At 43.9% G+C, this 25,270-nt stretch carries 29 protein-coding genes; 8 read left to right on the plus strand and 21 right to left on the minus strand.

The window, feature by feature from the left end; all coding sequences use genetic code 11:
- Window positions 1-120: 120 nt before the first annotated feature.
- The 3 genes from A3762_RS00280 to A3762_RS00290 all read right to left on the minus strand — a co-directional run bounded on the left by A3762_RS00280 (window position 121) and on the right by A3762_RS00290 (window position 2,258).
- Window positions 121-873: an SDR family NAD(P)-dependent oxidoreductase gene (locus A3762_RS00280; protein WP_068753531.1), complete on the minus strand. Its 753-nt coding sequence runs from the start codon at window positions 871-873 to the stop codon at window positions 121-123.
- Window positions 870-1,271, minus strand: coding sequence for a thiol-disulfide oxidoreductase DCC family protein (locus A3762_RS00285; protein ID WP_068473968.1), 402 nt, complete (start codon window positions 1,269-1,271; stop codon window positions 870-872). Before A3762_RS00285 ends, A3762_RS00280 begins: the two co-directional genes overlap by 4 nt.
- Before the next feature lie 69 nt (window positions 1,272-1,340).
- Window positions 1,341-2,258, minus strand: coding sequence for a glutathione S-transferase family protein (locus A3762_RS00290; protein ID WP_068753533.1), 918 nt, complete (start codon window positions 2,256-2,258; stop codon window positions 1,341-1,343).
- A gap of 174 nt (window positions 2,259-2,432) precedes the next feature.
- Between A3762_RS00290 and A3762_RS00295 the strand changes: the two genes are divergently transcribed.
- Window positions 2,433-3,131, plus strand: a complete 699-nt coding sequence (locus tag A3762_RS00295; protein ID WP_082868848.1) for a tRNA (adenine(22)-N(1))-methyltransferase TrmK — start codon at window positions 2,433-2,435, stop codon at window positions 3,129-3,131.
- 8 nt (window positions 3,132-3,139) lie between these two features.
- Here the strand turns inward: A3762_RS00295 and zigA are convergent, their stop codons facing one another.
- The 11 genes from zigA to A3762_RS00345 form a co-directional block, all read right to left on the minus strand.
- Complete coding sequence (gene zigA, locus A3762_RS00300) at window positions 3,140-4,330, minus strand: zinc metallochaperone GTPase ZigA (RefSeq protein WP_068473975.1); 1,191 nt, start codon at window positions 4,328-4,330, stop codon at window positions 3,140-3,142.
- 138 nt (window positions 4,331-4,468) lie between these two features.
- Window positions 4,469-4,642, minus strand: a complete 174-nt coding sequence (locus A3762_RS28705) for an SEC-C metal-binding domain-containing protein (protein WP_082868849.1) — start codon at window positions 4,640-4,642, stop codon at window positions 4,469-4,471.
- 26 nt (window positions 4,643-4,668) lie between these two features.
- Window positions 4,669-5,034, minus strand: coding sequence for an SgcJ/EcaC family oxidoreductase (locus A3762_RS00305; RefSeq protein WP_068473978.1), 366 nt, complete (start codon window positions 5,032-5,034; stop codon window positions 4,669-4,671).
- A gap of 23 nt (window positions 5,035-5,057) precedes the next feature.
- A complete protein-coding gene (locus tag A3762_RS00310; protein ID WP_068753535.1) occupies window positions 5,058-5,285 on the minus strand; it encodes a hypothetical protein in 228 nt (75 codons plus the stop codon).
- 32 nt (window positions 5,286-5,317) lie between these two features.
- Entirely contained in the window at window positions 5,318-6,226 is a 909-nt protein-coding gene (gene folE2, locus A3762_RS00315; protein ID WP_068473984.1) for a GTP cyclohydrolase FolE2, read from the minus strand.
- Between the two features lie 7 nt (window positions 6,227-6,233).
- A complete protein-coding gene (locus A3762_RS00320) occupies window positions 6,234-7,571 on the minus strand; it encodes a dihydroorotase (RefSeq protein ID WP_068473987.1) in 1,338 nt (445 codons plus the stop codon).
- Window positions 7,568-7,993: a phosphoribosyl-AMP cyclohydrolase gene (hisI, locus tag A3762_RS00325; RefSeq protein WP_068753537.1), complete on the minus strand. Its 426-nt coding sequence runs from the start codon at window positions 7,991-7,993 to the stop codon at window positions 7,568-7,570. Before hisI ends, A3762_RS00320 begins: the two co-directional genes overlap by 4 nt.
- A 121-nt stretch (window positions 7,994-8,114) precedes the next feature.
- A complete protein-coding gene (locus tag A3762_RS00330) occupies window positions 8,115-9,242 on the minus strand; it encodes a nickel/cobalt transporter (RefSeq protein ID WP_197468890.1) in 1,128 nt (375 codons plus the stop codon).
- Window positions 9,243-9,351: 109 nt separating this feature from the next.
- A complete protein-coding gene (locus tag A3762_RS00335; protein ID WP_068753541.1) occupies window positions 9,352-10,005 on the minus strand; it encodes a DUF1826 domain-containing protein in 654 nt (217 codons plus the stop codon).
- A gap of 4 nt (window positions 10,006-10,009) precedes the next feature.
- Window positions 10,010-10,822: a metal ABC transporter permease gene (locus A3762_RS00340; protein ID WP_068753543.1), complete on the minus strand. Its 813-nt coding sequence runs from the start codon at window positions 10,820-10,822 to the stop codon at window positions 10,010-10,012.
- Window positions 10,815-11,573, minus strand: a complete 759-nt coding sequence (locus A3762_RS00345) for a metal ABC transporter ATP-binding protein (RefSeq protein WP_068753545.1) — start codon at window positions 11,571-11,573, stop codon at window positions 10,815-10,817. Before A3762_RS00345 ends, A3762_RS00340 begins: the two co-directional genes overlap by 8 nt.
- A gap of 140 nt (window positions 11,574-11,713) precedes the next feature.
- Here A3762_RS00345 and A3762_RS00350 point away from each other — a divergent pair, with 140 nt between their 5' ends.
- Window positions 11,714-12,814, plus strand: a complete 1,101-nt coding sequence (locus A3762_RS00350) for a zinc ABC transporter substrate-binding protein (protein WP_068753547.1) — start codon at window positions 11,714-11,716, stop codon at window positions 12,812-12,814.
- Between the two features lie 428 nt (window positions 12,815-13,242).
- Here the strand turns inward: A3762_RS00350 and A3762_RS00355 are convergent, their stop codons facing one another.
- Window positions 13,243-14,241 (minus strand): NAD(P)-dependent oxidoreductase, encoded by a 999-nt coding sequence (locus A3762_RS00355; protein ID WP_068753549.1) that lies wholly within the window; start codon window positions 14,239-14,241, stop codon window positions 13,243-13,245.
- A 172-nt stretch (window positions 14,242-14,413) separates the two neighbouring features.
- Between A3762_RS00355 and A3762_RS00360 the strand changes: the two genes are divergently transcribed.
- The 5 genes from A3762_RS00360 (at window position 14,414) to A3762_RS00380 (ending at window position 19,222) form a co-directional block, all read left to right on the plus strand.
- The gene (locus A3762_RS00360) at window positions 14,414-15,112 is read left to right on the plus strand and encodes a hypothetical protein (protein ID WP_068753550.1); all 699 of its coding nucleotides are present in this window, start codon (window positions 14,414-14,416) and stop codon (window positions 15,110-15,112) included.
- Window positions 15,113-15,167: 55 nt separating this feature from the next.
- Window positions 15,168-15,920, plus strand: coding sequence for a sulfite exporter TauE/SafE family protein (locus A3762_RS00365; protein ID WP_068753553.1), 753 nt, complete (start codon window positions 15,168-15,170; stop codon window positions 15,918-15,920).
- Window positions 15,921-15,933: 13 nt separating this feature from the next.
- Window positions 15,934-16,527 (plus strand): TetR/AcrR family transcriptional regulator, encoded by a 594-nt coding sequence (locus tag A3762_RS00370; RefSeq protein WP_068482352.1) that lies wholly within the window; start codon window positions 15,934-15,936, stop codon window positions 16,525-16,527.
- A gap of 48 nt (window positions 16,528-16,575) precedes the next feature.
- On the plus strand, window positions 16,576-17,703 hold the full coding sequence (locus A3762_RS00375; RefSeq protein WP_068753555.1) for an NADH:flavin oxidoreductase: 1,128 nt from the start codon (window positions 16,576-16,578) through the stop codon (window positions 17,701-17,703).
- A gap of 559 nt (window positions 17,704-18,262) precedes the next feature.
- Window positions 18,263-19,222: a hypothetical protein gene (locus tag A3762_RS00380; protein WP_068753557.1), complete on the plus strand. Its 960-nt coding sequence runs from the start codon at window positions 18,263-18,265 to the stop codon at window positions 19,220-19,222.
- A 494-nt stretch (window positions 19,223-19,716) separates the two neighbouring features.
- Here A3762_RS00380 and A3762_RS00385 read toward each other — a convergent pair whose 3' ends face one another.
- The 5 genes from A3762_RS00385 to A3762_RS00405 form a co-directional block, all read right to left on the minus strand.
- On the minus strand, window positions 19,717-20,010 hold the full coding sequence (locus tag A3762_RS00385; RefSeq protein ID WP_068753559.1) for a hypothetical protein: 294 nt from the start codon (window positions 20,008-20,010) through the stop codon (window positions 19,717-19,719).
- A gap of 103 nt (window positions 20,011-20,113) precedes the next feature.
- Window positions 20,114-20,512: a VOC family protein gene (locus A3762_RS00390; RefSeq protein ID WP_068753561.1), complete on the minus strand. Its 399-nt coding sequence runs from the start codon at window positions 20,510-20,512 to the stop codon at window positions 20,114-20,116.
- A 43-nt stretch (window positions 20,513-20,555) separates the two neighbouring features.
- Window positions 20,556-21,362: an AraC family transcriptional regulator gene (locus A3762_RS00395; protein WP_068753563.1), complete on the minus strand. Its 807-nt coding sequence runs from the start codon at window positions 21,360-21,362 to the stop codon at window positions 20,556-20,558.
- A 114-nt stretch (window positions 21,363-21,476) separates the two neighbouring features.
- The gene (locus A3762_RS00400; RefSeq protein WP_068753565.1) at window positions 21,477-21,872 is read right to left on the minus strand and encodes a hypothetical protein; all 396 of its coding nucleotides are present in this window, start codon (window positions 21,870-21,872) and stop codon (window positions 21,477-21,479) included.
- 112 nt (window positions 21,873-21,984) lie between these two features.
- Entirely contained in the window at window positions 21,985-22,275 is a 291-nt protein-coding gene (locus A3762_RS00405; RefSeq protein WP_068753567.1) for a DUF3144 domain-containing protein, read from the minus strand.
- A gap of 317 nt (window positions 22,276-22,592) precedes the next feature.
- Here A3762_RS00405 and A3762_RS00410 point away from each other — a divergent pair, with 317 nt between their 5' ends.
- The gene (locus A3762_RS00410; RefSeq protein ID WP_304439245.1) at window positions 22,593-23,549 is read left to right on the plus strand and encodes an integron integrase; all 957 of its coding nucleotides are present in this window, start codon (window positions 22,593-22,595) and stop codon (window positions 23,547-23,549) included.
- Between the two features lie 454 nt (window positions 23,550-24,003).
- On the opposite strand, the gene A3762_RS00420 is transcribed toward A3762_RS00410, so the two are convergent.
- Window positions 24,004-25,248: a CdaR family transcriptional regulator gene (locus A3762_RS00420; protein WP_068753574.1), complete on the minus strand. Its 1,245-nt coding sequence runs from the start codon at window positions 25,246-25,248 to the stop codon at window positions 24,004-24,006.
- Window positions 25,249-25,270 lie beyond the last annotated feature (22 nt).

The following is a 25,270-nucleotide window of genomic DNA, read 5'->3' on the forward strand; positions in this document are numbered from 1 at the left end:
TTATGCATCTGCACTAAGCTTAAGCAGATCAAAGAAAGACCGCCCAAGTTGGGTGCGTTTTTTATAAATGTATTAAAAAAAATAAGACTTTAAATCAGCGAGTATAATGATGCTTGATGCTTACCACTCAATACTTTTGCCCTGCCAATCCACAAATGACAGAGTCTTATCGATTGCTTGAGATTGCATAACGTCGATGAGGCGCTCAGCTGAGTAGTCCTGACTGAATAGTTTGCCTTCGGGCACATTGGCTTGGAAAGGTTTAGAGAGACCTGTGTCAGTTGTACCAGGGTGATAGGCAATCAACTTTACATTAGGATAACGCCGTGCATATTCTGTTGAAGCGGTTTTCAACATCATATTCAAGGCTGCTTTTGATGACCGATAGCTGTACCACCCACCTAAGCGATTGTCGCCAATACTGCCAACACGGGCCGACAAAACCAAAACTCGTGTATCGAGTTTTAGCGCAAACAGTGGCGAAAATGCTTGTAGCCAGAGCATCGGCATCAGAGTATTCGTCTCGAGCACTGTTAAGGCAGACTGCATATCTAAGGCTTCAATACGCTTTTCTGGTTGAACCTTTATTGACCCGGTTTCGGTATGCAATAAGCCTGTTGCGATAATGATATCAACATCGAGTGACGCTACTCGTTTCGCTTGCATGAGCGCTTCGGTCACCACATTGGCCATCGAAGGTTTAGAAGAGTCTGCTTCTAAGATAGTAAGTTTGGAATTCTCTGAGAATGAAAGAGCGGCGTTTGATCGGGAAACAGCTATCACTGATACATAGTTTGCATCGGCACAACAATGCTCAACGCATGCCCCACCAATTCCGCCCGACGCACCAATTACTACTGCTATACGTTTCATGCCTTGTCCTCTTTTGAGGTTCGAATGTCGCACTGGCCTGTCGCGCAGCGGCTTCGCCCGGTTAGCATCCAAGACAATCGATAACGATTTCGCGCAAACCAAAGGTAGGCTCGATCAGCAAACCAACGAATCACTGGCCAACGTAAGGCCTGAACCCAAGGCTTTCTATCGACCGTCTTCCACGCCGCTGCCGTCACATCTAGACCCAAGATAATTTGATTGTCGATCTTGCCGTGTAAAATCGTCATAGCTGCCGTTGGGTCTATATCAGGATGTGAAGAAAATGCCTCGCTATGGATGTCGACAAGATTAAGTTTCGCTTTCTCATCATAGGCACGCAAAGCGTTCATCTCCTTAGCACAGAGTGGACAAGTTCCATCATAAAAGACAGTGAGCATGGCATTTCCTTTAACTAACAACTTTCATTATGCGCTAGTTATACGGCTATATGACGCGGTAAGATCTTATCAAGAAATATCGTAACCTTGTCGTGGAAAGTGGACATGCAAAGTACCAAATTCTTGCGTCTCGCGTGCAAGAATAATGCGATCCTCCGACACCATTACAAGCTTGCCAGCAACAGGTACGCAACCATAGTCACTCGGAGCCACATTCACCATTTGACCAAGCTCAAATTCGTTATCGCTTGCTTCCGCTGGCAACGCACGTGGTGTTGAGCTTTTCGCGATAGAGAATGCGTCGTTTTGCGTAATCTCCTGTCGTGTTCCTTCACCCAACTGCGTAACCGCCGTGTACCAACGTATTGTATTTGGTCCTGCTTTTAACTCAGAGCGGGATGCGCTCAAGTGCAACCAAATCGGATGATACACCGCAAAATCTGCAACCGAAGCTGACTCTCCGTTGATCCACTCATTAGAAGCAAGATGCTCTTCTAACATTGAAAGCAGGCCCGCAATATACCCTTTTGCCCTCTCGTGCGAAGGTGGCTTGGTGGTTCCGCCTTTCATCATACCCGTACGATCTTTTACAAACTTGTATGTGCCCGTAAACCCAAATTCTTTAATCATTGTGCCGATCAGTTTAATCGGTGGTACAGCTGCAACCGCAGAAAAAAACACAGGGCCTTCCGCTTCGACCATTAATGCTTTAGCCGCATCACTCATATTTTCGGGTAATAAATCTGCATTACCAGTTAGGCAAGAAACTTCCTGAGCAATTAAGCCGGTATCGCAGATAAGATCCGCACCAATTTGCGCTACAGGAATACGTCGGTACCCGCCCGTTAATGGGTCTAGATTTGGGCGCGGAGGAATAGGTAGAGAGAGAAGCGATTGCCAAGAGGTATTCATCAAGCCAAACATTAGACGTATTTTTTCTGCATACGGGGACTTGTCATAGTGATGTAAAATAATCGACTCGGTCATTTAATTTCTTCCTTAAGGTCGCACATAGATGATGGTTATTTTTCGATTTATTTGATTACGTGTAACTCACGAGGGAATAGACTAACCTCGTAGAGGATTTTGGCATAGCCTTAATTTGCCAGACCGGCCTATATTAAAACGTAAGATCCTGCCTCATAGATTTGAAAGTACTCAGTGAAAATCGGTAAACGCTTAAGTGCGATAAAACAGCATGCACGGCTGCATCACTATGACCATATATGGGATTGCTGCTGCGATCATGGTTTGTTAGGTATGTCTATAATAGACAGCAGTATTCAGGTGCATTTTGTAGATATCGTTCCAGATATTATCGAATCACTTCAAAACACATTAGAAAAACACTTCCCTATTAACGACAGGTCCGACAGGCATTGGACAACCCATTGTACCGACACGAAGCAGTTGCCACTCAAAAACTATGCAGATCAACGCCATCTTGTAGTGATTGCAGGCGTTGGAGGTGATCTAACTACAGAGCTGGTTGAACAACTAATACAAGCAAACAAAGGCCTATCGATCGACTTTCTTCTTTGCCCTGTGCGCCACTTGCTCGAGCTAAGAACGCGCTTGGCAGAACTCGAATTTAAGATGGTGAAAGAGTCGCTTGTTGAAGAGAATCGGCGTATTTATGAAGTGATGCTCATCAGCCAATCTGGACGCCATACCAGTGATTATCCAGCAATCAGTCATATCGGAGAGCAGATATGGCACTATGATTCAGAAGAAGAAAAACGGATCGCACTGAGGTACGCAAACCAAACGATCAAATACTATGAGAACAAGAATAAAAGCGCTCAAGCAGATGAACCGCTTAAGCACTTTAAACAGATCAAAACACGTTTGTGTTCGTAACTAGGACACTACTCCCATGCAGGAAATGGGTCTTCTAGCTCTGCCCAAAAGTCTTTGCCTTTTAACAGGTCATCTTCTGACAATAAGCAAGCATCTAAGGCATCAGTCATGGCCTGCTTATCTAAGCCTTGTCCGATGAACACGAGCTCTTGGCGCATATCACCAAATGGTTCTTCCCACATTTTTTCGATAGAAGCTAAATACTCTTCATCTTGCGGCCAGTTTTCTTTTGGCACAGCTTTCCAGAACATGCCCGCAAAACCATAACGCGCCATTCCGCCTGCTTGACTCCACTGTCCTGCAAACTGAGGTCGGGTCGCCAACCAGAAGAAACCTTTGGAACGAATTAAGTTTCCATACTGTTGAGTGTGGTGCAGAAAGTCGAAAAATTTCTTTGGATGAAAGGGTCTTCGAGCTTCATAGCTAAAACTACTAATGCCGTATTCTTCTGTCTCTGGAACATGCTCGCCGCGCATTTCTTTCAACCAACCGGGCGCCTGCTGTGCGCGCTCGAAGTCGAACAAGTTGGTATCAAGCACTTCGTTAATATCGACGTTGCCATGTGCGATCGGAATAATTTTCGCCTCGGTATTCAGGGACTTAAGAATCGCCCTTAAACGCTCCATATCCGTTTCTTCTACCAAATCCGTTTTGCTAATCAATAGCACGTCGGCAAATTCGATTTGATCAATCAACAAATCGGTTACGCTGCGCTCATCTTCTTCGCCAAGATGTTCGCCCGTTTCTTGTAAGGATCTTGCTTCGTCATAATCATTTAAGAAGTTCAGCGCATCCACAACCGTTACCATGGTATCCAGCTTTGCAACATCAGACAGTGAAACGCCATCTTCATCGGCAAAAGTGAAGGTCTCTGCAACGGGTAGCGGTTCTGAAATACCCGTTGATTCGATCACCAGATAATCAAAGCGCCCTTCTTTCGCTAGGTTATTCACTTCAACAAGAAGGTCTTCGCGCAAGGTACAACAGATACAGCCATTGCTCATTTCGACCAGTTTTTCTTCTTGATGACTTAGACTCACCTCATTTTGCACCATCGATGCATCGATGTTGATTTCACTCATATCATTCACGATCACCGCGACACGCTTGCCCTCGCGATTGTTCAGTATATGACTTAAAACAGTGGTTTTTCCTGCACCTAGAAAACCAGACAGGACGGTTACGGGTAATCGATTCATCAGTATCTCATTGCTTAATTAACGGTCGTACAGATATGTTACAACATATCATTTATTTCAAAAAGAAGATGTGAATACAAAAAAAATTGATAATCAGACATAAAAAAAGGCCCAGAAGGGCCTTTTTCAAACTGACGGTTAAGCACCGCAACACTTTTTAAATTTCTTACTACTTCCACAAATGCATGGCTCATTTCGGCCGATCTTTGGCGCACTTCGAGTCACTGGGGTTTCTGGCCCACAACAACTAGAATTGCTGCAGCAGCTATCCTGCTCCTCAGCATTCGACACAGTGTTTGTTGAATTCGTCATAAATACTATTACCTGAGGCTAATACTCTATTCTGGGAAACGCGACGAATGATGCTCGATTATCTTCCAATTTTCACCATCCCAGTGATAAACAAAAGTAAATCGTGCACTTACGAGAGTCTCTTCTTCAAACTCGAAAGTATAAACACCAGAATTAATGGCAATTTCTCCGAATCGACGCGAATCAGCTTCTACAATTCTACCTTGAGGCCTTAGCTTGAGAAACTGCGAAAAGTAATCTTTTATCTCTTGAGGACTCCTACAAACTTGATTTGACAACGTAGGCAACAAAATAGCGCTTTGGGAATATAGAGCAACCACTCTTTCTGCATCTTGAGTCTTTAGTGCCGCATTCCACTCATTAAAGAGAGCATCTGTATCTAGGCTTTTCATACTTACCTTCCTTAAGCTTTGAATCATGAATTAGTCTGCAGCGCTGTTTTCGCTTGCGAAAACCATACAAGTACTTGATTAAGATATCTTTCACCATACAAGTCTAAGAATTGCTTTGTCTTAAAGTCTCGTATGTCCTGCAAAGCAGTGATTCTCTCTTCAATAAACTCTATAGACAGCGGGATGCCGCACTCCACCGTAATGCAATGCTTCCATTCTTCGTAATTTCTTGGGATCACATCTTCCATCATTCTCTATTTCCTCGTTTTTCTTGGGGCGCTTTTCATTCGCTAAATTTATAATCGATCGCTACAGCATTGTGTGCATGCAAGCTTTCTTGATGTTCAACCTTGAACCAATAATCCACCACGCCATTCATATGCTCTAAGCTGTCTTTTAAGCGTCTCGCTGCGTCCTCACAAAACATCAAGTTATCTGCATTAAGTTTGGCAAATGCCTGCTCGTCTTGACGTTTGACCGCCGTTTGAACAGGCGTACCAATCGCTTTTTCAACATCAAAAATTAGCTCATCAAACTCGAACCATTCATTGGGAGCTAAGATCAATTTAATGTACGCGTAAGAACGCTGACTATGTGGTGTTGCTACCGAACCTGCCTCTTGAAGTATCCATTGAAGGATCTGATCTTTTGGAATCGACTCTTCACCAAAGCGCTGATCAAACGCTTCGCTATAAAGCTGTCTAGACAATGATGCGGAACAGGGACAAGTACTCGAATAAGGCACTTCCACATCCACCTGTGTGCTAAATTCGTTGTCACGCAAAACTGACTCAATACGAATCGGGTAACGCTGAAACCCTTGTTCACCGCTCAGCATTGCTGGCTTGTTAAGCACTAAATCAAATGACAAAGCAAGTTTCGCATTCTTACTAATACCTTCCTGAGATCGCTGCATTTGCGACAACAATGCCTGAAGCGTTTCTAGCGTGAGCGCTTGATTACCTAAATCGCGATTTAAGGCTAAGTGCAAGCGCGACATATGGATACCTTTTGCCTCAGCCGCATCAAGACTGACATATAAGTCGGCACTGGCACTCACCTGAAGCAAAGCGCCCTGCGCTCTCACAAACAAAGGTATTGCTATCGCTTCCATCCCTACCCATCGTAATGTCGCGGCGCGCTCTACTTTTGCATTCGACGCAACATCAGGTAACTGCTTTTGGGAACTCATAAATCTCCTAATTTGGACGATTAAATATCAAGGCTGAAGCCGTGTGGGTATCAATCACTTGATCGCTATCAAACACAAGATTTCCATTGACCCAAGTTGACTGAATTCGTGATGAGAATGTTGTCCCATCAAATGGTGTCCACTCACAACGGTACAACACATTGTCATGACTAACTGGCGTAACTTGGTTAGGAGACACCAGCACTAGATCCGCAAAATAGCCTTCTCGGATAAAACCTCTTTCTTGCACACCATATCGAATGGCAGGATTATGCGCAGCTTTTTGCACGACCTGTTCAATTGATAAGCGATCGTTTCTAACATGCTCAATTAAACTCAGCAGTGCATGCTGAACCAATGGCAGGCCCGCAGGCGCTTGCATATAAGGTACGTTTTTTTCATCAAAGGTATGCGGCGCATGATCGGTTGCAATAATATCAATCACATCATCACGCAAAGCCCGCAATATGGCGTTTCGATCACTAGCCTTCTTAATTGCTGGATTACACTTTATTAGGTTACCTTTCTGGGCATAATCCTCTTCGCTAAACCAAAGATGATGAACGCAAGCCTCGGCAGTAATGTGTTTCGTTTCGACTGGGCCTGACGCAAAGAGACTAAGCTCTTTCTCTGTTGTGATATGCAAAACATTTAACTGCGAGCCAAACTTCTTCGCCAATCCAACGGCATAAGATGAAGAGGCATAACAGGCTTCATCATCTCTAATAATTGGATGGTCATGAATCGTAATTTCACGCCCCAAATCTTCGATTCTCTTTAGGTTTCGATCCATGACAGGCCCTCTTTCGCAATGCGTGGCAATAAGCACGGGGCATTCACGAAAAATAGCATCTAATGCATTTTGATCCTCAACAAGTAAGCTACCTGTCGATGCCCCCATAAACACCTTAACGCCACAGGTGGTCTTGGGGTCTACACGTTTAATTTGCTCTAAGTTGTCTTCGGTCGCACCTAGGTAAAAGGAGTAATTAGCGAGCGAGTTTCTCATTGCAATATCATGCTTGTCTTGCAAGGCCTCTATGGTCGTAGTGGCCGGGCTAACATTCGGCATTTCCATGTAGCTTGTAATACCGCCCGCCACAGCGGCTCGTGATTCAGTTTTAATACTTCCCTTATGCGTTAAACCCGGCTCACGAAAATGAACTTGATCATCGATCATTCCCGGCAAAAGCCAGAAGCCATGCGCATCAATGACTTTGTCGTTATTCGAAGCAGTCAGGTTGCTTGAAATGGCCGCTATGCGATCATCTTTAATACGCACATCAAGCTCTTCAGCTTTCCCTTCATTTACCACCAAGGCATTCTTAATGAGTGTTGTGGTCATGATTGATAACCATCTCCTATTACATGTACAACTTGCGATTCTTGATCGGCTTTTAAGTAAAAACAGTTGGGTCTGAGAGTGTGACAAGCAGGCCCAACTTGCTCAGCAATACATAAAATGCTGTCGCCATCGCAGTCAAAATACATTTCACACAGTGCTTGGGTATGTCCGCTCGACTCCCCTTTTACCCAAAATGATTGTCGACTGCGCGACCAGTATGTGACCTTCCGCGTCTCAAGCGTTTTTTCAATCGCCTCTTTGTTCATCCAGGCCATCATCAATACATTTTTTGTTGATGCATCTTGAGTGATCACCGGTACTAAACCGTCTTCGTTGAAAGCTAGATTCTCTAGCACAGCCTTCAGTTCAACTGTATCGCCATCTCTTTTGTGCTCTAGGCTTCCAAAGAATTTTTGATACATAAACGTCTAATCATCTCTTAATTCTATAATTCAAACTCAAAAACGTTATGATATAACATATCATTTAGTTCTCAATAAAAAAGGCTCACTGAGCCGTTAAATCGTACCGATAGATATCGATCTAGAACAATGGATGAGCCGCCTGCACAACCGTTGCAGCTTGATACAGCTCCCAACCTAGAACAGCGAGTACAATGCCCCCAAAAATACGAACATAATGTGCAAACCGTGAGTGAGAATGCGTTTCTGCTAATCCAGACTCACCGATAAATCGTTCGATCCATCCTCTAGCATATACTGCGATAACAGCGAGAATACTCACAGACAAACCTGTTCCTAAACCCATCATTAAAGTAGCGGTGACACCGTAACCGTACACACCGACTAAGTGCGCATAAATAAGCACTAAAATTGCCCCCGAGCATGGCCTAAACCCCATCGATAAAATCAGTAAAAACGTTTGCCACGGAGTCTGTTTTGTTTCAGGAACGTAAGCATGATTGCAGCCACAAGATGAACCGTGATCATGAGAATGATGATTGTGAGAATGTTCATGCGAATGGTGCCCATGTGAGTGATCATGATGGTGAGTATGCGAGTGGTCGTGATGATGAGCATGATTGTGAGTATGCGAGTGATCGAGATCATTATGGCTGACTTCATGCTCGTCGCTATGCCTTTCTGTCTCGCTAAACAAGCGACCAAAAGACCAGCTACCAAGAGGTTTAGTTTCCATAATGCGACGCAATCCCGTCAACACTAAAACTAAACCCAACATCATCACTAGCACATAGCTCACAAGTGATACTTTTTCGCCATACTGAGTCACTTCAGAGAACTTAAGCTCAAGGATTTGCGATAAAAGTGAAACAAGAACAATAGCAACCAAGGCCTGCATAAGCGCCGCAGTAAAGGAGATAAATATTCCACTTCGAATATTGTCTTTATTGGTTCCCAAATAAGTCACAATAACAGCCTTGCCATGCCCGGGACCGATAGCATGAAAAATACCGTAAGCAAAACTCACGATCACTAGCATCATTCCATAGGAAGAGGCATTCGTCGCGACAGCGGTGATATGCTCCGTTAACAGAGAATGGAAATACTTCTGCCAAGTAACACTGTGAAGAACAAACTCATCCCACAAGGTGAATAAAGATACGATGAGAACCGCACAAAGTACTCCCGTCAAATACTTCCAGACCGAGAATCTACTTTGTGTAAGTCCTTTTATATTTTGATGATTCATAAAGATCTCACGAACAACTAACAATTTGGTTTGAAGAGACTCGATGATGGATATAGCTCCCCCACTCACCGAGCAAGATATGCTCATTGCATGTTAAGAGAATTGTGCCTTAACCGATAAAGTCGAGGGTCAACAACAAACGCTTTTCGTTTACTCCGACGTTTGGGGATCGATGAACTAAACCCGCGCCTTCGTTGCCAATCCACTTCTCTCCCTTAAGGAGCGCAACATCACCAACCGTCAAGGATCGAATATCTTGACGAGATGAGTAAATCCCAGACTCAGAATCTGAAAGGCCATTATTCCCTGCCCCAAGTTTTGAGCGATCAACATCGTCATGCTTAAGCCATTCAGTTGCGAGTCCCTGATAGGTAGTCACTAAACGACATGGCACTTTATCAGTATGAAAACGCGGACACATAGCGCGATCTAATTTGGTCAAACGCAAACCAACGCGTGTTTGCTCAAACAAGCAGCAAAATATATCAACGACGTGAGAAAGATCATCGACCAATGGCGCTACATTTTCGTAGTGATCGAGTTTCAAATTTAAGCGATCTTTTACGTTCTCTGGCGTCACATCATCTTCAACACGAATGAATTCAGCCTGATCAAGCAGAGATGCAATTGAATCACGTAATCCTGATGAGAGATCTCGTTTCCAGACGGCGATATTAACGTCGTCTTTGTAGATATCTGCCAAAGTATGAATGTCATTTGATTCAGCTAATTTTCGCTGAATCTCGTCCACCATCGCTTCCATATAATTATGAAATTCCTTTACGTAGTTTCTTGGGAAGAAGACGATATCCAAGGTTCACAACAACAAACAAAATCGCACACACACTAATGATAGTGGGACCTGTTGGAGTATCGAGAACATAGGAACCACGCAAGCCAATTAAGCTTGCAGAAATCGCTAACACACCAGCGACAATAGCCATCATCTCAGGGGTAGAACTGAGTACTCGAGCTGTAGCAGCTGGAATAATGAGCATTGCGACAATAAGCAATACACCGACTGTTTTGATTGCGACTGCGACCACTATCGCGAGGCTAATAGTAAGAATGAGCTGCTCGTGTTTTGGTTTATACCCACTTGCTAGTGCTAAATCAGGATTAAGCGTAGATAGTAATAGTCCGTTCCAGCGCAGTGCCGCGAGCACTAATACCAGCGCAGCCCCACTCCAAATAATGAAGAGATCTGATTTACCGACAGCGAGAATGTCGCCAAACAAATAAGACATTAAGTCGATTCGCACACCGGACAGAAACGACACAGCAACCAAACCAATTGCCAGGGCTGAATGCGACATCACACCTAGTAAGGTATCCATGGCAATGCCACGCTCACTCAATGATGAAACGGTGATCGCCATGATCATACAAACGATTAAAACGCCCAGAAAAACTGGCGTAGAAAAACTAAGAGAAAGAGCGATACCTAGTACGGCTGAATGTGCGGTCGCATCACCAAAATAAGCCATACGACGCCACACAACAAAACACCCTAAAGGTGCTGCGGCTAGCGCAACACCAACACTCGCGAGAACTGCACGAACAAGAAAATCATCAAACATGGTGATGGCCGCCTTCACAGTTCTCATCATGGGTGTAGTGGTCATCATGATGAGCATGAGGTTTGTGCAAATACAACGCTTCGCTCTGATCCAAACCAAATAGATTGCGATATTCAGGCATGTCGGTAATTACTTCAGGGCGCCCTTGGCAGCAGATGTTTCCGTTTAGACAAATCACGCGATCAGTTTGGCGCATAACGATATGCAGTTCATGACTGATCATTAAAATACCGCAGCCAAGACTATCTTTTACATCAGCGATTTGACGATAAAAATCTGCAACACCAGCATGATCAAGGCCCTGTGTGGCCTCATCGAGAATGAGTAAATTTGGTTTGCCTAGCAGCGCTCTCGCTAATAATACGCGTTGGAATTGCCCGCCTGACAAGTCCATTAATTGCTGCTTCCCGAGATTGGGAACACCTGCCATCTCGAGTGCTTCAACAAGACTCGCCTTACTGTGCTTTTTAGGTAGACTCATAAAACGCTCAACCGTCATCGGTAGCGTTTGATCAATGTGAAGCTTTTGCGGAACGTAACCAATACTTAAGTCAGGTGATCTATTAATCGTGCCCTCAATATGAGGTACTGCACCAATTAACGCACGCAACAAAGTGGTTTTACCTGAGCCATTTGGACCAATAATACTTAGGATTTCCCCTGCCCCAACAGACATGGAGATATTACTGAGTACGGGCTTTGCGCCAAAAGACACTGAAAGCTGCTCGCACTCTATTAATTTTTTGCTCACGCATTACCTCAAAAAAACTGCCTAACGACCCACCAAAAAATACGAGTTGTTAAGCAAAGGACGAAGGAGCTATGATACAACATATCATTACGTTTTGAAGACTTATTTAAACTCCAATAAAACAGGCTCAAGGAAAAGATATGCTCAAGAAAAATCGCTTGGCGCTCATGACGTCATTACTTCCTCTTACAGCATTTGCTGACGCACCTAGCATTGCAGTAGATATTGCACCACTGCACTCAATTGTTAGTCAGGTTACCGCAGGTGTAACAGAGCCCAACCTTATCATTCCTGCAGAAGCATCGCCGCATTACTATAGCCTGAAGCCTTCCCAAGCTCGTTCACTCGCAAATTCTGATGTCGTGTTTTGGATGGGAGAAGAGTTAACACCTTGGCTTGAGAAATCGATGGATAACGTTGCCGAGTCTGCGAAGAAAGTCGAGATACTTGAGTTAGACGAAACCATCACATATGCCTTCCGCGAAGGTGCAACCTTTGAAGGCCATGATCATGGCGATCATGACGAACATGGGCATGACGATCATGATGATCATGGACACGACAAGCATGACGACCACGGACACGACGATCATGATGACCACGGACACGACAAACATGACGACCATGGACACGACAAGCATGACGACCACGGGCACGACAAGCATGATGATCACGGACATGACGATCATGGACATGATGAGCATGAAGGTCATCACCATGCCCATGATGGAGTAGACCCTCACGCATGGCTTGACCCTGTTAATGCGAAAAACTGGGTGACTGTGATTAAAGACACTCTTTCAAAAATGGATGCAGAAAACGCTGACAAATACGAAGCGAATGCTGAAAAGGCAATCGCAGGTCTCGATGAACTAATTGCAAACGCACAAGCACAAATTTCAGAACTGGGTGAACCAAAGTTTGTCGTCTTCCACGATGCCTATCAATACTTTGAAAAACGCTTCAATGTTCCAGCAACTGGATCCATTACACTTGGAGATGCCGAAGCACCAAGTCCAGCACGCATCAAAGAAATTAAAGATAAAGTCACGGAACTCAATGTGACCTGTGTCTTTGCAGAGCCTCAGTTTGACTCAGGCTTAGTGAGCAATGTATTCGAAGGCTCAGTGGTCACAACCATCGGCATTATGGACCCGCTTGGTAGCGCAATTGAAGAAGGCCCAGGCCATTACAATGCGCTGATCGAAGGAATGGTCAAAAGCTTGAGCGAGTGTAAATAACAAGCTCCGAACTCTACCAGCTAGCCCGTCAATCTGAATGAAGGGCTAGCTGGTCATTCCCCACCCAAATCCACTATCCAGTATTTCCTTCTTCCCATTTCTTTCGCCGCATTGTTTCAAGCATCAACTGTTGGTATTCCTTACGCTTTTCTTTATTCTTTAGCGCTCAATAATTCAGCAAAGCATCATGAGCACACACTGCCCGAAAGCTTCAGAACATTCGCTTAAACGCAATAAGTATTACTTTTGGTGTAGCTGCTCGAACTCGAGCACCCTGCCTTTTTGCAATGGCTCGCATGACGGTTCAAAAATCCGCCCGCTTGTCTTTCAAGTGGATCGAGATGAAGCAAAAACACTTTGCGGCTGTGGTAAAACAGCCACACCGCCCTACTGCGACGCGAGCGATCATAAAAACTAAATCGAACTATCTAAATCTTGTTTGACTGAGCTTTCCACCACGAAATAAATTCTTCGACTGAATCATGTGCTGTCTCCGTCGGCTGATAATGAAGTCTCATCTTTGCTTCGTCTATATTTAGCGTCATTGATTTACCCATCACTGAAACAGGCACAGGCAACAAGCCTGGCTCTTTTTTCACACGAAACAGCTTTTTAAGAAAAGCATTGCAACGCGCCAAAGTGAAAGCCAACTTAAACGGTACAGAAGGCCGCTTTGTTGACATTTCCATTGCAACAAAGAGTTGATCGATCACTTCCCAAAGCTTTTCTGGCTGCGCATTGCTGACATTATAAGCGCGACCCATTGCCTTACTTGGCGCGTCAAAACATTGCTCAATTAACACCAATAAATTCTGTATCGAAGTCATCGAAACGATATTCTGACCATCGCCCACTTGCTTCAATAAGCCCTGCTTCTGCATGTTTAGCAATCTCGGAAAAATATTGTTATCGCCCGCCCCGATCACCATTCGTGGGCGCAATGATATGGTTTGAAAAGACTCCGAATGCGCAGCTTGAACCAAGACTTCAGCTTCGTATTTAGTGCGCGCATAATGATTTGAAAACTCAGCGGGAAGATAGTCCTCTTTTACATCGAGTTGATGCTCAAAATTTAAATAAATACTCGGCGATGAGATATTGATAAAACGCATCACACCATTTTTTTTCGCTGAATCCGCAAGCAATTGGGTCGATAGAACATTGGCCTGATAATAATCTTGGTAGTCTCCCCAAGTACCTGCCAAACCAGCACAATGAACGATCACATCGATATTTTTCGTTAGCTGATTGGTAAATTCTACATCGCTTAAATCACCAATTAAGCACTCTACTGCTTCTCCAGAAAACTGCTCGACTAAGGCTTGTGAACGGCCGGTTCCCCGCACCTTGTATACCCCATTGTCTAGTAGATAAGAGGCTAACCTCCCTCCAATAAAACCAGAGGCACCAGTGATCAGAACATTCATAGCTATTACTCTTAATTATTGTTGGCTGAAGCAATGATCACAGCATTCACATTAAACTGCTCTCAATGAATCACTACGCTATTTTTACATAATTGATTCTGTTCTAGTGCTATTGGGATGGCTATTTTTTAGAATTACGGAATCGATATCACCGCCAACTAAGGCACGGCACTTGAAGCGAGTAATTATTAGCTGGAGTTCTGGAAAGGATTCAGCACTTACAATGCAACGAATGATTGAGTCAACTGAATATGAAGTTGTTGGTTTAGTTACGACGTACTCTGAAAGCAAATCGCTTGTGCCAATTCAAGCTACTCCCATCAAGTATGTGCGTCTTCAAGCCCAAGCAATGGAGCTCCCCCTACTCGAAATCAAGATGGCCGACCAAGTATCGAACGAAGTATACAAAAACACACTATTAGAGGGCTTAGGGAACTGGACCGTTCCATTCGATGCTATCGCATTTGGCGATTTATACTGCAACGGCATTGTCGAGTTTCGACAAAAACTATTTTCAGAAACAGTTATTGAGTGTGTATTTCCGCTCTTAATCGAAGAACAGATAGATCTGTCTCGAGAGATCGCTCGACAAATCATCAACACACCGATTCGAGCCTTGCTGCAAAGCATTAATCTAAAACATCTTGAGGAACACTGCTGCGGCGCAGACTACGATAATTCCCTGCTTGAGGGATTACCCGAGTGTGTCGACCCTTGCGGAGAAGTCGGTGAATTTCATACCTTCGTGTATGACGCACCGTTCTTCAAAACAGCGATTCGCATTCACCGAACAGAACAAGAAAGGCAGACATATCATCACGGTAGAGAGATGAATATGTTAGTTCAAAAATTTGAGGCTTCGTTACCGTAACGAAAGGGCATCATGCAAAGATCTCATAACTATCGACCAGCTTACGGCTTATAAAATGGGCATGATCCTTACACTCGGTTTCATCACATTAATCACGTCTATCATCGCAGGCGTCATTGGCTTTGGTGGGGGGATGCTACTGATTGCGATTCTTCCGCTGTTTCTTAGCCCAAGCATTATCATTCCGATTCATGGCATTACCCAGATTGCGAGTAATGCTTCACGAATGTTTTTTTCACTGTCTGATGTTCAGTGGCACCTCTTTCCTGCATTTTTGATCGGCTCAGTTCTAGGGACGATCGTATTTAGCCTCGCGCTATTTAATATTCCCCTGCAATTCTTGCCTGTTGCGATTGCTTGCTATCTACTTCTCAACCTGTGGAGCAAAACCTTTGGCGCATTTATAAAGAAGTTTGAAAGTTATTATTTGATTGGCTTTCTCCAGACCGGCTTAGGGCTAATCGTTGGAGCGCCGGGCCCGCTAGCCTTATCCGTTTTGACTAAAGAATTAGAATCTAACGATCAGATTATCTCCACCAGCGCCATGTTTATGACGATCAGTCATCTTGCAAAAATCCCAGTGTATTTGGCTATCACCCCGTTTTTGAGTGATAGCTTATTGCTGATCAGTGTAATGATCGTCTGTGCGATAGTCGGCTCATTTTTGGGCACTAAGCTGCGCATAAAGGCAGACAACGACAAAATCATACTATTGATAAAAATAGCGCTTAGCAGCCTCGCTGTGCACATGCTGGCGTCGAGTTTGGTTGGGCAAATAATGCCGCTTGACCTGCCTACCTACCGGTAGGTAGGATAAACACATGACAACCAACACCCGACAACAAATCATCGACTATTCGGCTGAGCTTTTACGTGCCCGCGGCTACAACGGCTTTAGCTTTCTAGATATCGCCCGCGAGTTCGACATCAAGAAAGCCAGCGTACATCACTACTTTCCAAAAAAGGTAAATCTGGGTTTAGCCCTGTGTGACTGGACTCAGCAGTGGCTAGAAGAAGGGCTGAATAATTTCGAGGCGAAAGGCTCAAGTAACTGGAATAAGTTAGAGCGCTATTTCAAGGCCGCGCAAAAACACACCCTCAATGAACACCTAATGTGCCCGATCAGTGCCTTTCATAATGACTTACCTGTATTGGACGACAGCATTCGCGAGCGTTTAAAGCAGCTTGGCGATATTGAGCTGAACTGGGTTGAGCAGGTTATTAAGCAAGGCATAGAGGCTGGAGAGTTCCGTTCTACCCATATCCCAGATTGCGCATCCGCTGAAGACTCTGCCAGAGCCCTAGCTGGCTTATTTATTTTTAGTTGTAAGGGAGCGCTATATCACGCTCGCTTGCACGGTAAAGACATGTTTCATCAAACCATGCAGCAATTTGCTGCGCTGGTTCGTACTTAAGCGCTCAATAATTAGAGCCTATGCAATAGAACTAACGACGAGAGTATTATGAGCAATTCCCCATTATTTGATCCGATTGAGTTAGGCCCCCTTTCACTAAAAAACCGCATTGTAATGGCGCCAATGACACGTACCTTTTCTCCGGGCAATGTACCGAATGATTTAAACGTAGCGTATTACGCTCGCCGTGCAGAAAACGAAGTGGGATTGATTATTACCGAAGGCACCACGGTTGGTCATAAGGCTGCTAATGGTTATGCGCGCGTACCTTTTATGCACGGTGAAGAATCCTTAGCGGGCTGGAAAAAAGTGGTTGATGCAGTACACGCAAAAGGCGGCAAAATTGCCCCGCAGCTATGGCATGTCGGCTCAGTTCGTAAAGAAGGCATAGAGCCAGATACTTCTGTTCCTGGCCACAGCCCTTCTGGCTTATTTAAGCCGGGCAGAGAAAACGGCGTAGCGATGAATCAGCAAGATATCGATGAAGTCGTTGAAGCATTTGCGCAGGCTGCAGCAGATGCCAAAGCCATCGGTTTTGATGCAGTGGAAGTGCATGGTGCTCACGGCTACCTGATTGATCAGTTCTTCTGGCAAGGTACCAATCAGCGTGACGATAGTTATGGCGGCGATCTCGTATCCCGCACTAAATTCGCAGTAGAAATTGTGAAAGCGATTCGTGCGCGTGTGGGTGCAGACTTCCCGATTATCTTCCGCTTTTCTCAGTGGAAGCAGCAAGACTACGATGCGCGTTTAGCTAACTCACCAGAAGAATTGAAAACATTCCTAACTCCTTTGGTTGAAGCCGGCGTGGATATATTCCATTGCAGCACGCGTCGTTACTGGGAAAAAGAATTCGAAGATGCGCCAGAAAACGGCCACATGAACTTAGCAGGTTGGACCAAAGAGTTAACCGGTAAGCCGGTTATCACAGTCGGTAGTGTTGGCTTAAATACCAGCTTCGTTGGTGAAGAACATGGTATGAATATGTCAGCGCAGGCAGGTGTAGAAGCAGGTTCGATTACTCAGTTGAATGATCGCATCAACAGCGGCGAATTCGATTTAGTTGCGGTTGGTCGTGCGTTGTTGCAAGACCCTGAATGGGTGATCAAAGTGCGTGAAGAACGTTTAGATGAACTAGAAGACTATTCCAAAGACAGCTTGATGCAGCTTGTTTAAGCTACTTTTTTAGACCGTTTGTCATTCGTCTTTTCCCGTCGACTGCGGCCGACGGGATTACCCCCTCGTTTCAGTCCGTTATTATCGCGAAGACGGTAATCTATTGGTTCGAATCTAATGCTAGGAAAATAGACATTAGCCGACCTTGGCACTGATCCTTTCCCGATGCCCGCTTCAAGAGGGAAGCCGACAATCCAAGCCACTAAGAGTCACATTGCGGACGAAAGAAAAATACGCATCAAGTTAAGTCAAGCTTTTATCTTCCATGGCGACTAAGCAGACTTTGGGATTTCGGTTAACTGGAAAGTTTAGAGGGAAAGACAACAGAAAATATACTCTTCTTTGGCTTACAAAGCATAGTCCGACTAGCAGTCTCCATCTCTCAAAATGTTATTGCGTCTCTTTCTTAAGAGACTGTTAAACATAACCTATTTCCTAAATCGTGATTAAGTATAATTACGCTCTAAATCAGGGAGCGATCTGACTCGGGAGTATCTATTTCCTAGGGATCCGAGTGTTTCCGGGATAAAGTTTTTGATCGGAAGTAGTGGAAGTAAAAATGTTACGAGTTGCGGTAAGTGTTGTTATAGCGTTTATGGTCTCCGCATGCGGAGGAGGTTCAAGTGGGGAGTCATCAAACATCGTAAACAGTGAGACCCTTCAAGGGGCGCCGGTGATTGGTCGAATTTTAACTGATGTGCGCAGTTTCTCTAAGTCATATGGCGGCACCCGACATGTCGGCGAAGTGGAAACTGTTACGTTTTCTGTTAACGCAGAAGTGACCGACCCTCAGGGATTCGATGATATCGATACTATTTATCTTCACAAAAATGATGAGCTTGATTGGCGTTGGGATATCTATAATGGTGGTTATCGATCATATTGCGAAATCGAAAACACACATGTATTCGAATGTTATTTTTATGACGCTAACAGCCTTCATCGCATTGACTTGTCCGATTGGGAGTTAGTTGTAGAAGATAATTCAGGAAATATCTCAGCAAAAAGATTTGATTTTAATCTGCCCGGAGGCAACGAGCCAAACTTTGAGAGATTTATTTATTCAGAGTACTACACGGGACCGACCGAGCTTGGCGTTCCAACAATGCCTTCACTTAGAGAATGTCATGATGCGTTTGTATTCTCTAGAGAAAGTACACAGTCTTATGAATTCCGGTTCACTGTGAACGACCATAGAGTAAAAGAATACGCCATCGAACTATGGGGCTTTGATGGCGTGTGGAGCTATATTGGTTACGTGCCGATTAACTCCCCATCAATTTCAAGTAAGCCGGTGATTCATGGTATTGAAACTAGGGTGTTTATTCCTTTTTCTGAAATGATTATCAATGAAGGGTATACATCTTCAGATGTTGATGCTTTCCATATAGTTTTATTTGACGATTTTATTGAAATATCGCCAAATTACTTTTGGAATAACCATTTGAGTGTTTCTGAAATGCTTATGCCTGATGGTTATCTTGATCGGGATATCTATCCAGGCCTTAGCTGTAATTAATACAAAGGGGCGGCATTTAATTATAGGTGCTTAGTGCGCAAATCATGGATGGCTGGTAATTACCATGAGCAGAGCAAAAAATAAAAAGGGGGGGCGTTTATATCTCGGCGGCTTTCTGTCAATGTGTTTTTAGTCGGCTGTCATGATAGACCTTAAGTAATCCAGACGACCAATGATCATCTTTTAACTGTCGCTTCTGTCTACAAGTAACCCTCGCAAATAGACAGAAGCGGATGTTTGGTTGTCGCTCATAGACTAGAAATTAATGCGTATTTCTGCAAGAAGCGGACATTTCGCGGCGCGAAAACTTTTCGATTTATATACAGAAGCGGACGTCAGACAGGCAAGTTTTTAGCTGGGATTTATTTCGAGTTTATATAGTAAGCAGACATGAACGCTTTTATAACAGGCCGCAGTGAAGGCGCGAAGCGCCGGATCTGAGGTCTAGCCCCAGAGGCTTTTTGCTGGGGAGATGGTTGATAAACTTGTTATGTTTATTCAATTGCAATACCAATAAGTAAGCCAATCAAGCCCAACACGAGCCCTACAGGTGAATTCCACCACTCATCACGCGCCTTCTCTCGGTAATAAGCTGACTCCTCATTAGCACGTTCAATATTTTCAATGTTTTCAGGAGTTCCAGGATGTCTTCCAATCTCAGCAGCTCGTTGATTAGCTTTTTCTGATCGCTCTTCATACTGATCAATTTTTTGGGAGCTTTCTTTAATCGTTGTTGCACATCCAAACAGCAAAACGAAAGAAGTAATAAAAATAAAATTCTTGATCAATTGATTTGATTCCCTTCGAAAACATAACGCTGCTCTCACCGGAAAATTAAGGGCGTAGCGAGTAATTTTTCCGAGTGCAGCGCCTTGTTAGATTTTGCTCTGACTAGTTACCTGAAACTTCTAAATGTTGAACCACGTCGATTCGGAAACCTGCGGGGTCTTCTAGCATAAAATGTACCTGCCCCCAAACTTCTTCTTTGAGCTCCATCGCAATCGTTAAATCCATTTTTTGTGTTTCGGCATAGGCACGAGTTGCGTCTTTAACTTCTAGTGATATCACATAGCCATCGGGAGACATTAATGGTCGAAGAAAGTCTGGCTGGCTTCCATGCTCGGGTAACAAGAAACCAAGCTGAATCCCTGAGTTGGGTGACACCAAATGCAAATAAAAGCTAGCGTCGTAAAATACGGCATTAAAGCCAAACACGGATTCATAGAATGCTTTCACCGCATCTAATTTTGCCGTTACCATCACAGGAAACATCGCGTCTATTTCAATCATTTTATTGACCTCTTACTATTGATTAGCTGAATTACATTATTCTTCAATCAGAAGAGTTGTGATTGCATAAAACGGACATTTTTCTGAACTGTACCGGCGTAACTCCAGACAAACGTTTAAACTCACGCACAAAATGGGGCTGGTCGTAGTAATGATCTAGGTAGGCATTGTTGTATTGTGGTTCATTCATTGCTTTGAGAACACTCTGAAATTTTAACACCTTGCCAAAATCTTTAGGAAGCAAGCCAACGTGCTGTTTGGCCAAACGTCTAAGCTGGCGTGCAGACACTCCAAATTCAGAAATCCGGCTCTCTGACAGATCAAGATTAGAGCTGACATTTTCATAACAGTATCGAATGTAACGAGCTAGGCGAGGGTCAACGTCGTTAAACGTTATGGCAGAAAGTATTACTGCCGATAAACTATTGCAGCGCTCACCAAAGCATGTTGCGTTAACAATGGCTTCAAATACAGAATAAAGGACATTCCTGGGTAATAAGTGTTCCGCTTTTACACTACCAGCCTCACCCCATTCCCCTATAGGCATAGAGATCAAGCCTTTATGCCCTAGAATTCGAAAACGAATAGCAAAAAAGCAAGCTGGACCATCGATATCAAATAAAGTAGATGAGATAAATGGCGGAATAAGAAAATTGTCTTCGAAACAATCTAGATTAATGATCCAATCAACGCAGTTATCCGGCACACTATGGTATTGAGACTGGCCATTGGGAACTGTGAGCTGCCAATACGATTGCACCCAACGATTTAACGGCGGCAATGGCTGCTGCGTTTTATAGGCGCTGTCGTCTGCGACTTTTCCTTGAGTAGGATTATAATCTAGCAACATTTAAGTGTTGATATCCGAAACATAAGCTTTCTTGGCTACTAGCCCTTGAGAAACCTAACGCCTTGCACACCGCGCAGTGGTAACGAGTCCGGTGGTGCAACTGGTTATAAATCATCACTTGATGATCATATTACCGGTTTCATCGGTAGTTACCGTTTTACCGTCAATCACTACCGAGCCGTCTCGCATTTCTACTGTATTTGCGTTTTGCATAGCGTGGTTCATTGAAGGGAGTACAACGAACTTAAAGATAGCAGCTTGAGTAACCAGACTGATAATCCCTATTGCAAACACTTTACCAATAGATGCCGAGCCATCTAGCACTTTGAGTAAAATAAAGATGCTGACAATTGCTAGAGCGAAACCCGCTATACCAGGAATAGATTGTGATATAAGAACGGGAACGATTGTTAGAACAATTATGCCCACCAAACCAATATTGAGCTTGAGCAACTTTGAAGCGACAAACATTCCAATGAATTGAGCGATTAACGATACAGGTACTACCATGTGCATTTCTCCTTTTGATTTATAACGCCTTTAGCTGCGGCGAGCGATAGCGAGTCCAGCCCCGGGGCTTTTTCCGGGGCGATGCAGGCTAAACTTGTTATGAGTTTTATTGTTACTTGCCATGAGGTTTATATTTTTCATAGCTTGCTATGTACTCATCTAGGTTTTCGGTGAGCATTTTTTGAAATTGACCTACAAAGTACCTAATAGCTTCTTCTTTGTCTTGTTGCATTTCTTCAACGTCATCTGCTGAAGAAGCAACATTAAAGGCACAGTATCTTGCAGCAGCATAAAGAGTTGACGAGCTTACTTTACCAATATCAAACTCTTTAGCTTGTTCATTAGCTACAGCAATAATTTTATCAGCTCTTTCCCAGAACTCTGGTGAAACATCATTGGTCATGATTTTCCTTTTTACTCATAACATTTGTATAGTGAGCCCCCCTCATATGCATGACAGGTAGCCTCTTCCCTTTTCCATATACTACTCTGTTTTTAAAAGAAAAAACTCGAACCTTACTCATTTCTTTATCACGCATATGAGGGGTCACCTATGTAGAAATAGTGAGGGGTCTCGTATACGCACCTGTTATATTTCTAACCTACTGTTTTTATTGTCGTTTTAACGAAACCTAGGCGACAAAACGAGCACAATATTATTATCAAAGGGATAAAAACGAGCAAAGTTTCTGTTTTCTTATTATCATGCCAAGTCCTTTTTTGAAATCAATTCAAAATGAAATTCGATTGCGTGGTTACAGCTACAAAACTGAGAAGTCTTACCTCGGTTGGATAAGACAATTCATCTACTTCAATAATAAACAACACCCCCAAAATCTTGGCACTGAAGAAGTAAAGTCATTTTTGACCTTCTTAGCAGTCGATCGACATGTAGCAGTAAACACACAAAAGTCAGCTCTTAACGCTCTTGTATTTATGTATGACAAAGTTCTGAAGCAGCCACTTGGGGAAATTGGATTTACATTAGCGACGAAGCAACGCAGTCTGCCTCTTGTTTTGTCTGAACTCGAAGTCCAAACAGTCCTAAAACAACTCAAAGACGGAAACAAACTAGCTGTTGCACTAATGTATGGGAGTGGGTTAAGAGTTTCTGAGTGCCTAAATCTTCGATTACACGATATCGACTTTGATCAAAACGCTCTGAGAATCATTAATTCAAAAGAAAATAAAGATCGAGTTACTCTGCTTAGCCCACGATTATTTGGCGCGGTACGTCAACTAATTGAACAAGCCATAGTAGTTCAAAAGAACGACAATTTATTAGGGATAGGAAGTTCCATGCCTCCGGCTTTAGGGAGGAAGTATCCAAATGCTTTTCGATCACCAGGTTGGGCGTTCCTTTTTCCTTCTACAACAACCTGCCTCCACCCGATCTCTAAGATAGAATGCCGGCATCATCTTCACCCTTCTGTAATTCGCAAAGCGCTAAAACTAGCCGTATCGCAAGCAGGTATCTTCAAACGAGTTACTTGTCATACCTTCAGACATAGTTTCGCTACACATATGCTTTCAAATGGCACAGATATTCGTACCGTACAGGACTTACTTGGACATAATGATGTAAAAACAACGCAGATATATACTCATGTTTTGGGTCAACATTACGCAGGAACAGACAGCCCGCTCAATAGACTCGATTTCGACGAAGACATATAAAAAGTACTCTAACTTAATGACTTAAGTCTGGGTGTTTAGGGCATTAACAAATAATGAATTTCGTCCGCTGTCCTAATGGAGCTCCTATCGGCTGCGGATAATCATTAACAGCCGCTTCTGTCTAACTCCATGCATTGCACTTTAAACAATAGATGATGCGCTTCGCTTACCCTTCGGGCCGACTTTTTGTCGTTCAACGCGCTAAAGCGCTTTTGTGCCGCCTGCGCGGCAATGACGGATTGGAACGAAACTTAAATCCCGTCGAGCGCGCAAGCGATCTGGGTCACCTTTGGGGTATTGGGGTCTTTGGCCAAACAAAGACCCTGGCCTGCCGTCGGCCAGCGCCGACAGGAAAAGAAGAATTAGCTTGATGTTACCCTCTAAAAAACAAACTACCGCAATTGTCTATGATCACTCTCATATCTCTAAAGGTATTGGCAATACTACTCTTTCATCAAGATAGCCAACTCGAAAGTTCCAGCGCCGCTCCAACTTGTATTAAGTTTTCTTCCAAAGGCCGCGGCAGTAACTCCTGTGCTTTGGTGAGCCTGCGCAGCAAGGTATTACGATGAGTATGCAATTGATCAGCCGCTTTGCTCGCGTTACAGCTAGCACCGATATACGCCAACAACGACTGTCTTAACTCTTTCGAAGAGCGTGCTAAATCGCCCAAGATATAACGAATGAAGTTATTCGTTGCGTCGAGATCTCGCGATAACATCTCTGCCAGACGCAGTTGTTCATAAGACACAATACTTGCCCCCGACCGGAAGCGTCCCAAAATTCTCTGTGCCGCCAAGGCATCCATGTGCGCTTTGCGAAAGCCTTCTAAGCCTTGTCCAGCTGATGCATAAGAGAGCTTAATGGTTTTTAGTTTAGCGAAGTAAGAACGCAGTCGATAGGTATCGATCGGTTCCGAAGAACCCACCCATATCCACATCACTTCTGCTGAGACAATGACAGACAAAGAGTCGACATCTCGAAAACACTTAACGAAATATTCTGCTGCCTTTTCAAGTGCATTGAGTTCAAGATTAGCCTCATCACTCCAAACAACAGCCGCATGTTGCGCCTGAGTCATTGTGTAATCTAGCTGCCTGATCGCTTTATCAACTTGTACGCCATGCCCCTCTAGAATGGTCACTACCAGATCACGCTTTTTAGCCAGATAAGCACTTTGTTCATCGTCAGAATATTCTTTCAATATGCTTTGCAATAAATCGCGACTTGTATCGATATAACTTGAGATAGACCTGAATGACACATCCAATAGCAACTTCAATTCACGCGGGTTTTCAGCAATCTCAAACGCGACATTCATCCAGTATTGCCATGCTACGTTTTGTCCTGCTCTATCAAGCGCTAACATGAGTTCTGGCACGCCTCTTTCAATAATGGCCAAGGCATTTTGCACAATATTATCTGAAACAAAGGGCGATACTTTTTGCTCGGGGTTTTCTATAGTGGAGTTCAACCAATGAATAAGGCTTGAGCGAATGGAACGGCGCGTTGCAGCAATTAAAACTGGATCATCCAGGTCAGAATGTTCGCCCGCCCCATACATACCGGCCTGCTCCATCTGCTCAATGATTTCGTCTTTGCTAATCATCACCAAGGCTTTCTCGGCCCCAAGGCGTAACAACTGATAAATACGCTCTTTTTCTTCAGTGCTCGCAGCTATTTCTATTTTTTCAGCCAATGCAAAACCCTCAATTCTTCAC

The sequence above is a fragment of the Oleiphilus sp. HI0125 genome, assembly GCF_001635355.1.

Coding starts and splice junctions, on each gene's coding strand:
- A3762_RS00400 (WP_068753565.1), bottom strand. CDS start 21,872: ATGGTAGTACCTGTATCGTTAATCGCTCAATTCATTGGAATGTTTGTC.
- A3762_RS00405 (WP_068753567.1), bottom strand. CDS start 22,275: ATGACCAATGATGTTTCACCAGAGTTCTGGGAAAGAGCTGATAAAATT.
- A3762_RS00285 (WP_068473968.1), bottom strand. CDS start 1,271: ATGCTCACTGTCTTTTATGATGGAACTTGTCCACTCTGTGCTAAGGAG.
- A3762_RS00355 (WP_068753549.1), bottom strand. CDS start 14,241: ATGAATGTTCTGATCACTGGTGCCTCTGGTTTTATTGGAGGGAGGTTA.
- A3762_RS00310 (WP_068753535.1), bottom strand. CDS start 5,285: ATGATGGAAGATGTGATCCCAAGAAATTACGAAGAATGGAAGCATTGC.
- A3762_RS28705 (WP_082868849.1), bottom strand. CDS start 4,642: ATGACGAATTCAACAAACACTGTGTCGAATGCTGAGGAGCAGGATAGC.
- A3762_RS00375 (WP_068753555.1), top strand. CDS start 16,576: ATGAGCAATTCCCCATTATTTGATCCGATTGAGTTAGGCCCCCTTTCA.
- A3762_RS00340 (WP_068753543.1), bottom strand. CDS start 10,822: ATGTTTGATGATTTTCTTGTTCGTGCAGTTCTCGCGAGTGTTGGTGTT.
- hisI (WP_068753537.1), bottom strand. CDS start 7,993: ATGTATCAAAAATTCTTTGGAAGCCTAGAGCACAAAAGAGATGGCGAT.
- A3762_RS00305 (WP_068473978.1), bottom strand. CDS start 5,034: ATGAAAAGCCTAGATACAGATGCTCTCTTTAATGAGTGGAATGCGGCA.
- A3762_RS00365 (WP_068753553.1), top strand. CDS start 15,168: ATGGGCATGATCCTTACACTCGGTTTCATCACATTAATCACGTCTATC.
- A3762_RS00350 (WP_068753547.1), top strand. CDS start 11,714: ATGCTCAAGAAAAATCGCTTGGCGCTCATGACGTCATTACTTCCTCTT.
- A3762_RS00320 (WP_068473987.1), bottom strand. CDS start 7,571: ATGACCACAACACTCATTAAGAATGCCTTGGTGGTAAATGAAGGGAAA.
- A3762_RS00370 (WP_068482352.1), top strand. CDS start 15,934: ATGACAACCAACACCCGACAACAAATCATCGACTATTCGGCTGAGCTT.
- zigA (WP_068473975.1), bottom strand. CDS start 4,330: ATGAATCGATTACCCGTAACCGTCCTGTCTGGTTTTCTAGGTGCAGGA.
- A3762_RS00380 (WP_068753557.1), top strand. CDS start 18,263: ATGTTACGAGTTGCGGTAAGTGTTGTTATAGCGTTTATGGTCTCCGCA.
- A3762_RS00395 (WP_068753563.1), bottom strand. CDS start 21,362: ATGTTGCTAGATTATAATCCTACTCAAGGAAAAGTCGCAGACGACAGC.
- A3762_RS00335 (WP_068753541.1), bottom strand. CDS start 10,005: ATGGAAGCGATGGTGGACGAGATTCAGCGAAAATTAGCTGAATCAAAT.
- A3762_RS00280 (WP_068753531.1), bottom strand. CDS start 873: ATGAAACGTATAGCAGTAGTAATTGGTGCGTCGGGCGGAATTGGTGGG.
- A3762_RS00390 (WP_068753561.1), bottom strand. CDS start 20,512: ATGATTGAAATAGACGCGATGTTTCCTGTGATGGTAACGGCAAAATTA.
- folE2 (WP_068473984.1), bottom strand. CDS start 6,226: ATGAGTTCCCAAAAGCAGTTACCTGATGTTGCGTCGAATGCAAAAGTA.
- A3762_RS00330 (WP_197468890.1), bottom strand. CDS start 9,242: ATGAATCATCAAAATATAAAAGGACTTACACAAAGTAGATTCTCGGTC.
- A3762_RS00290 (WP_068753533.1), bottom strand. CDS start 2,258: ATGACCGAGTCGATTATTTTACATCACTATGACAAGTCCCCGTATGCA.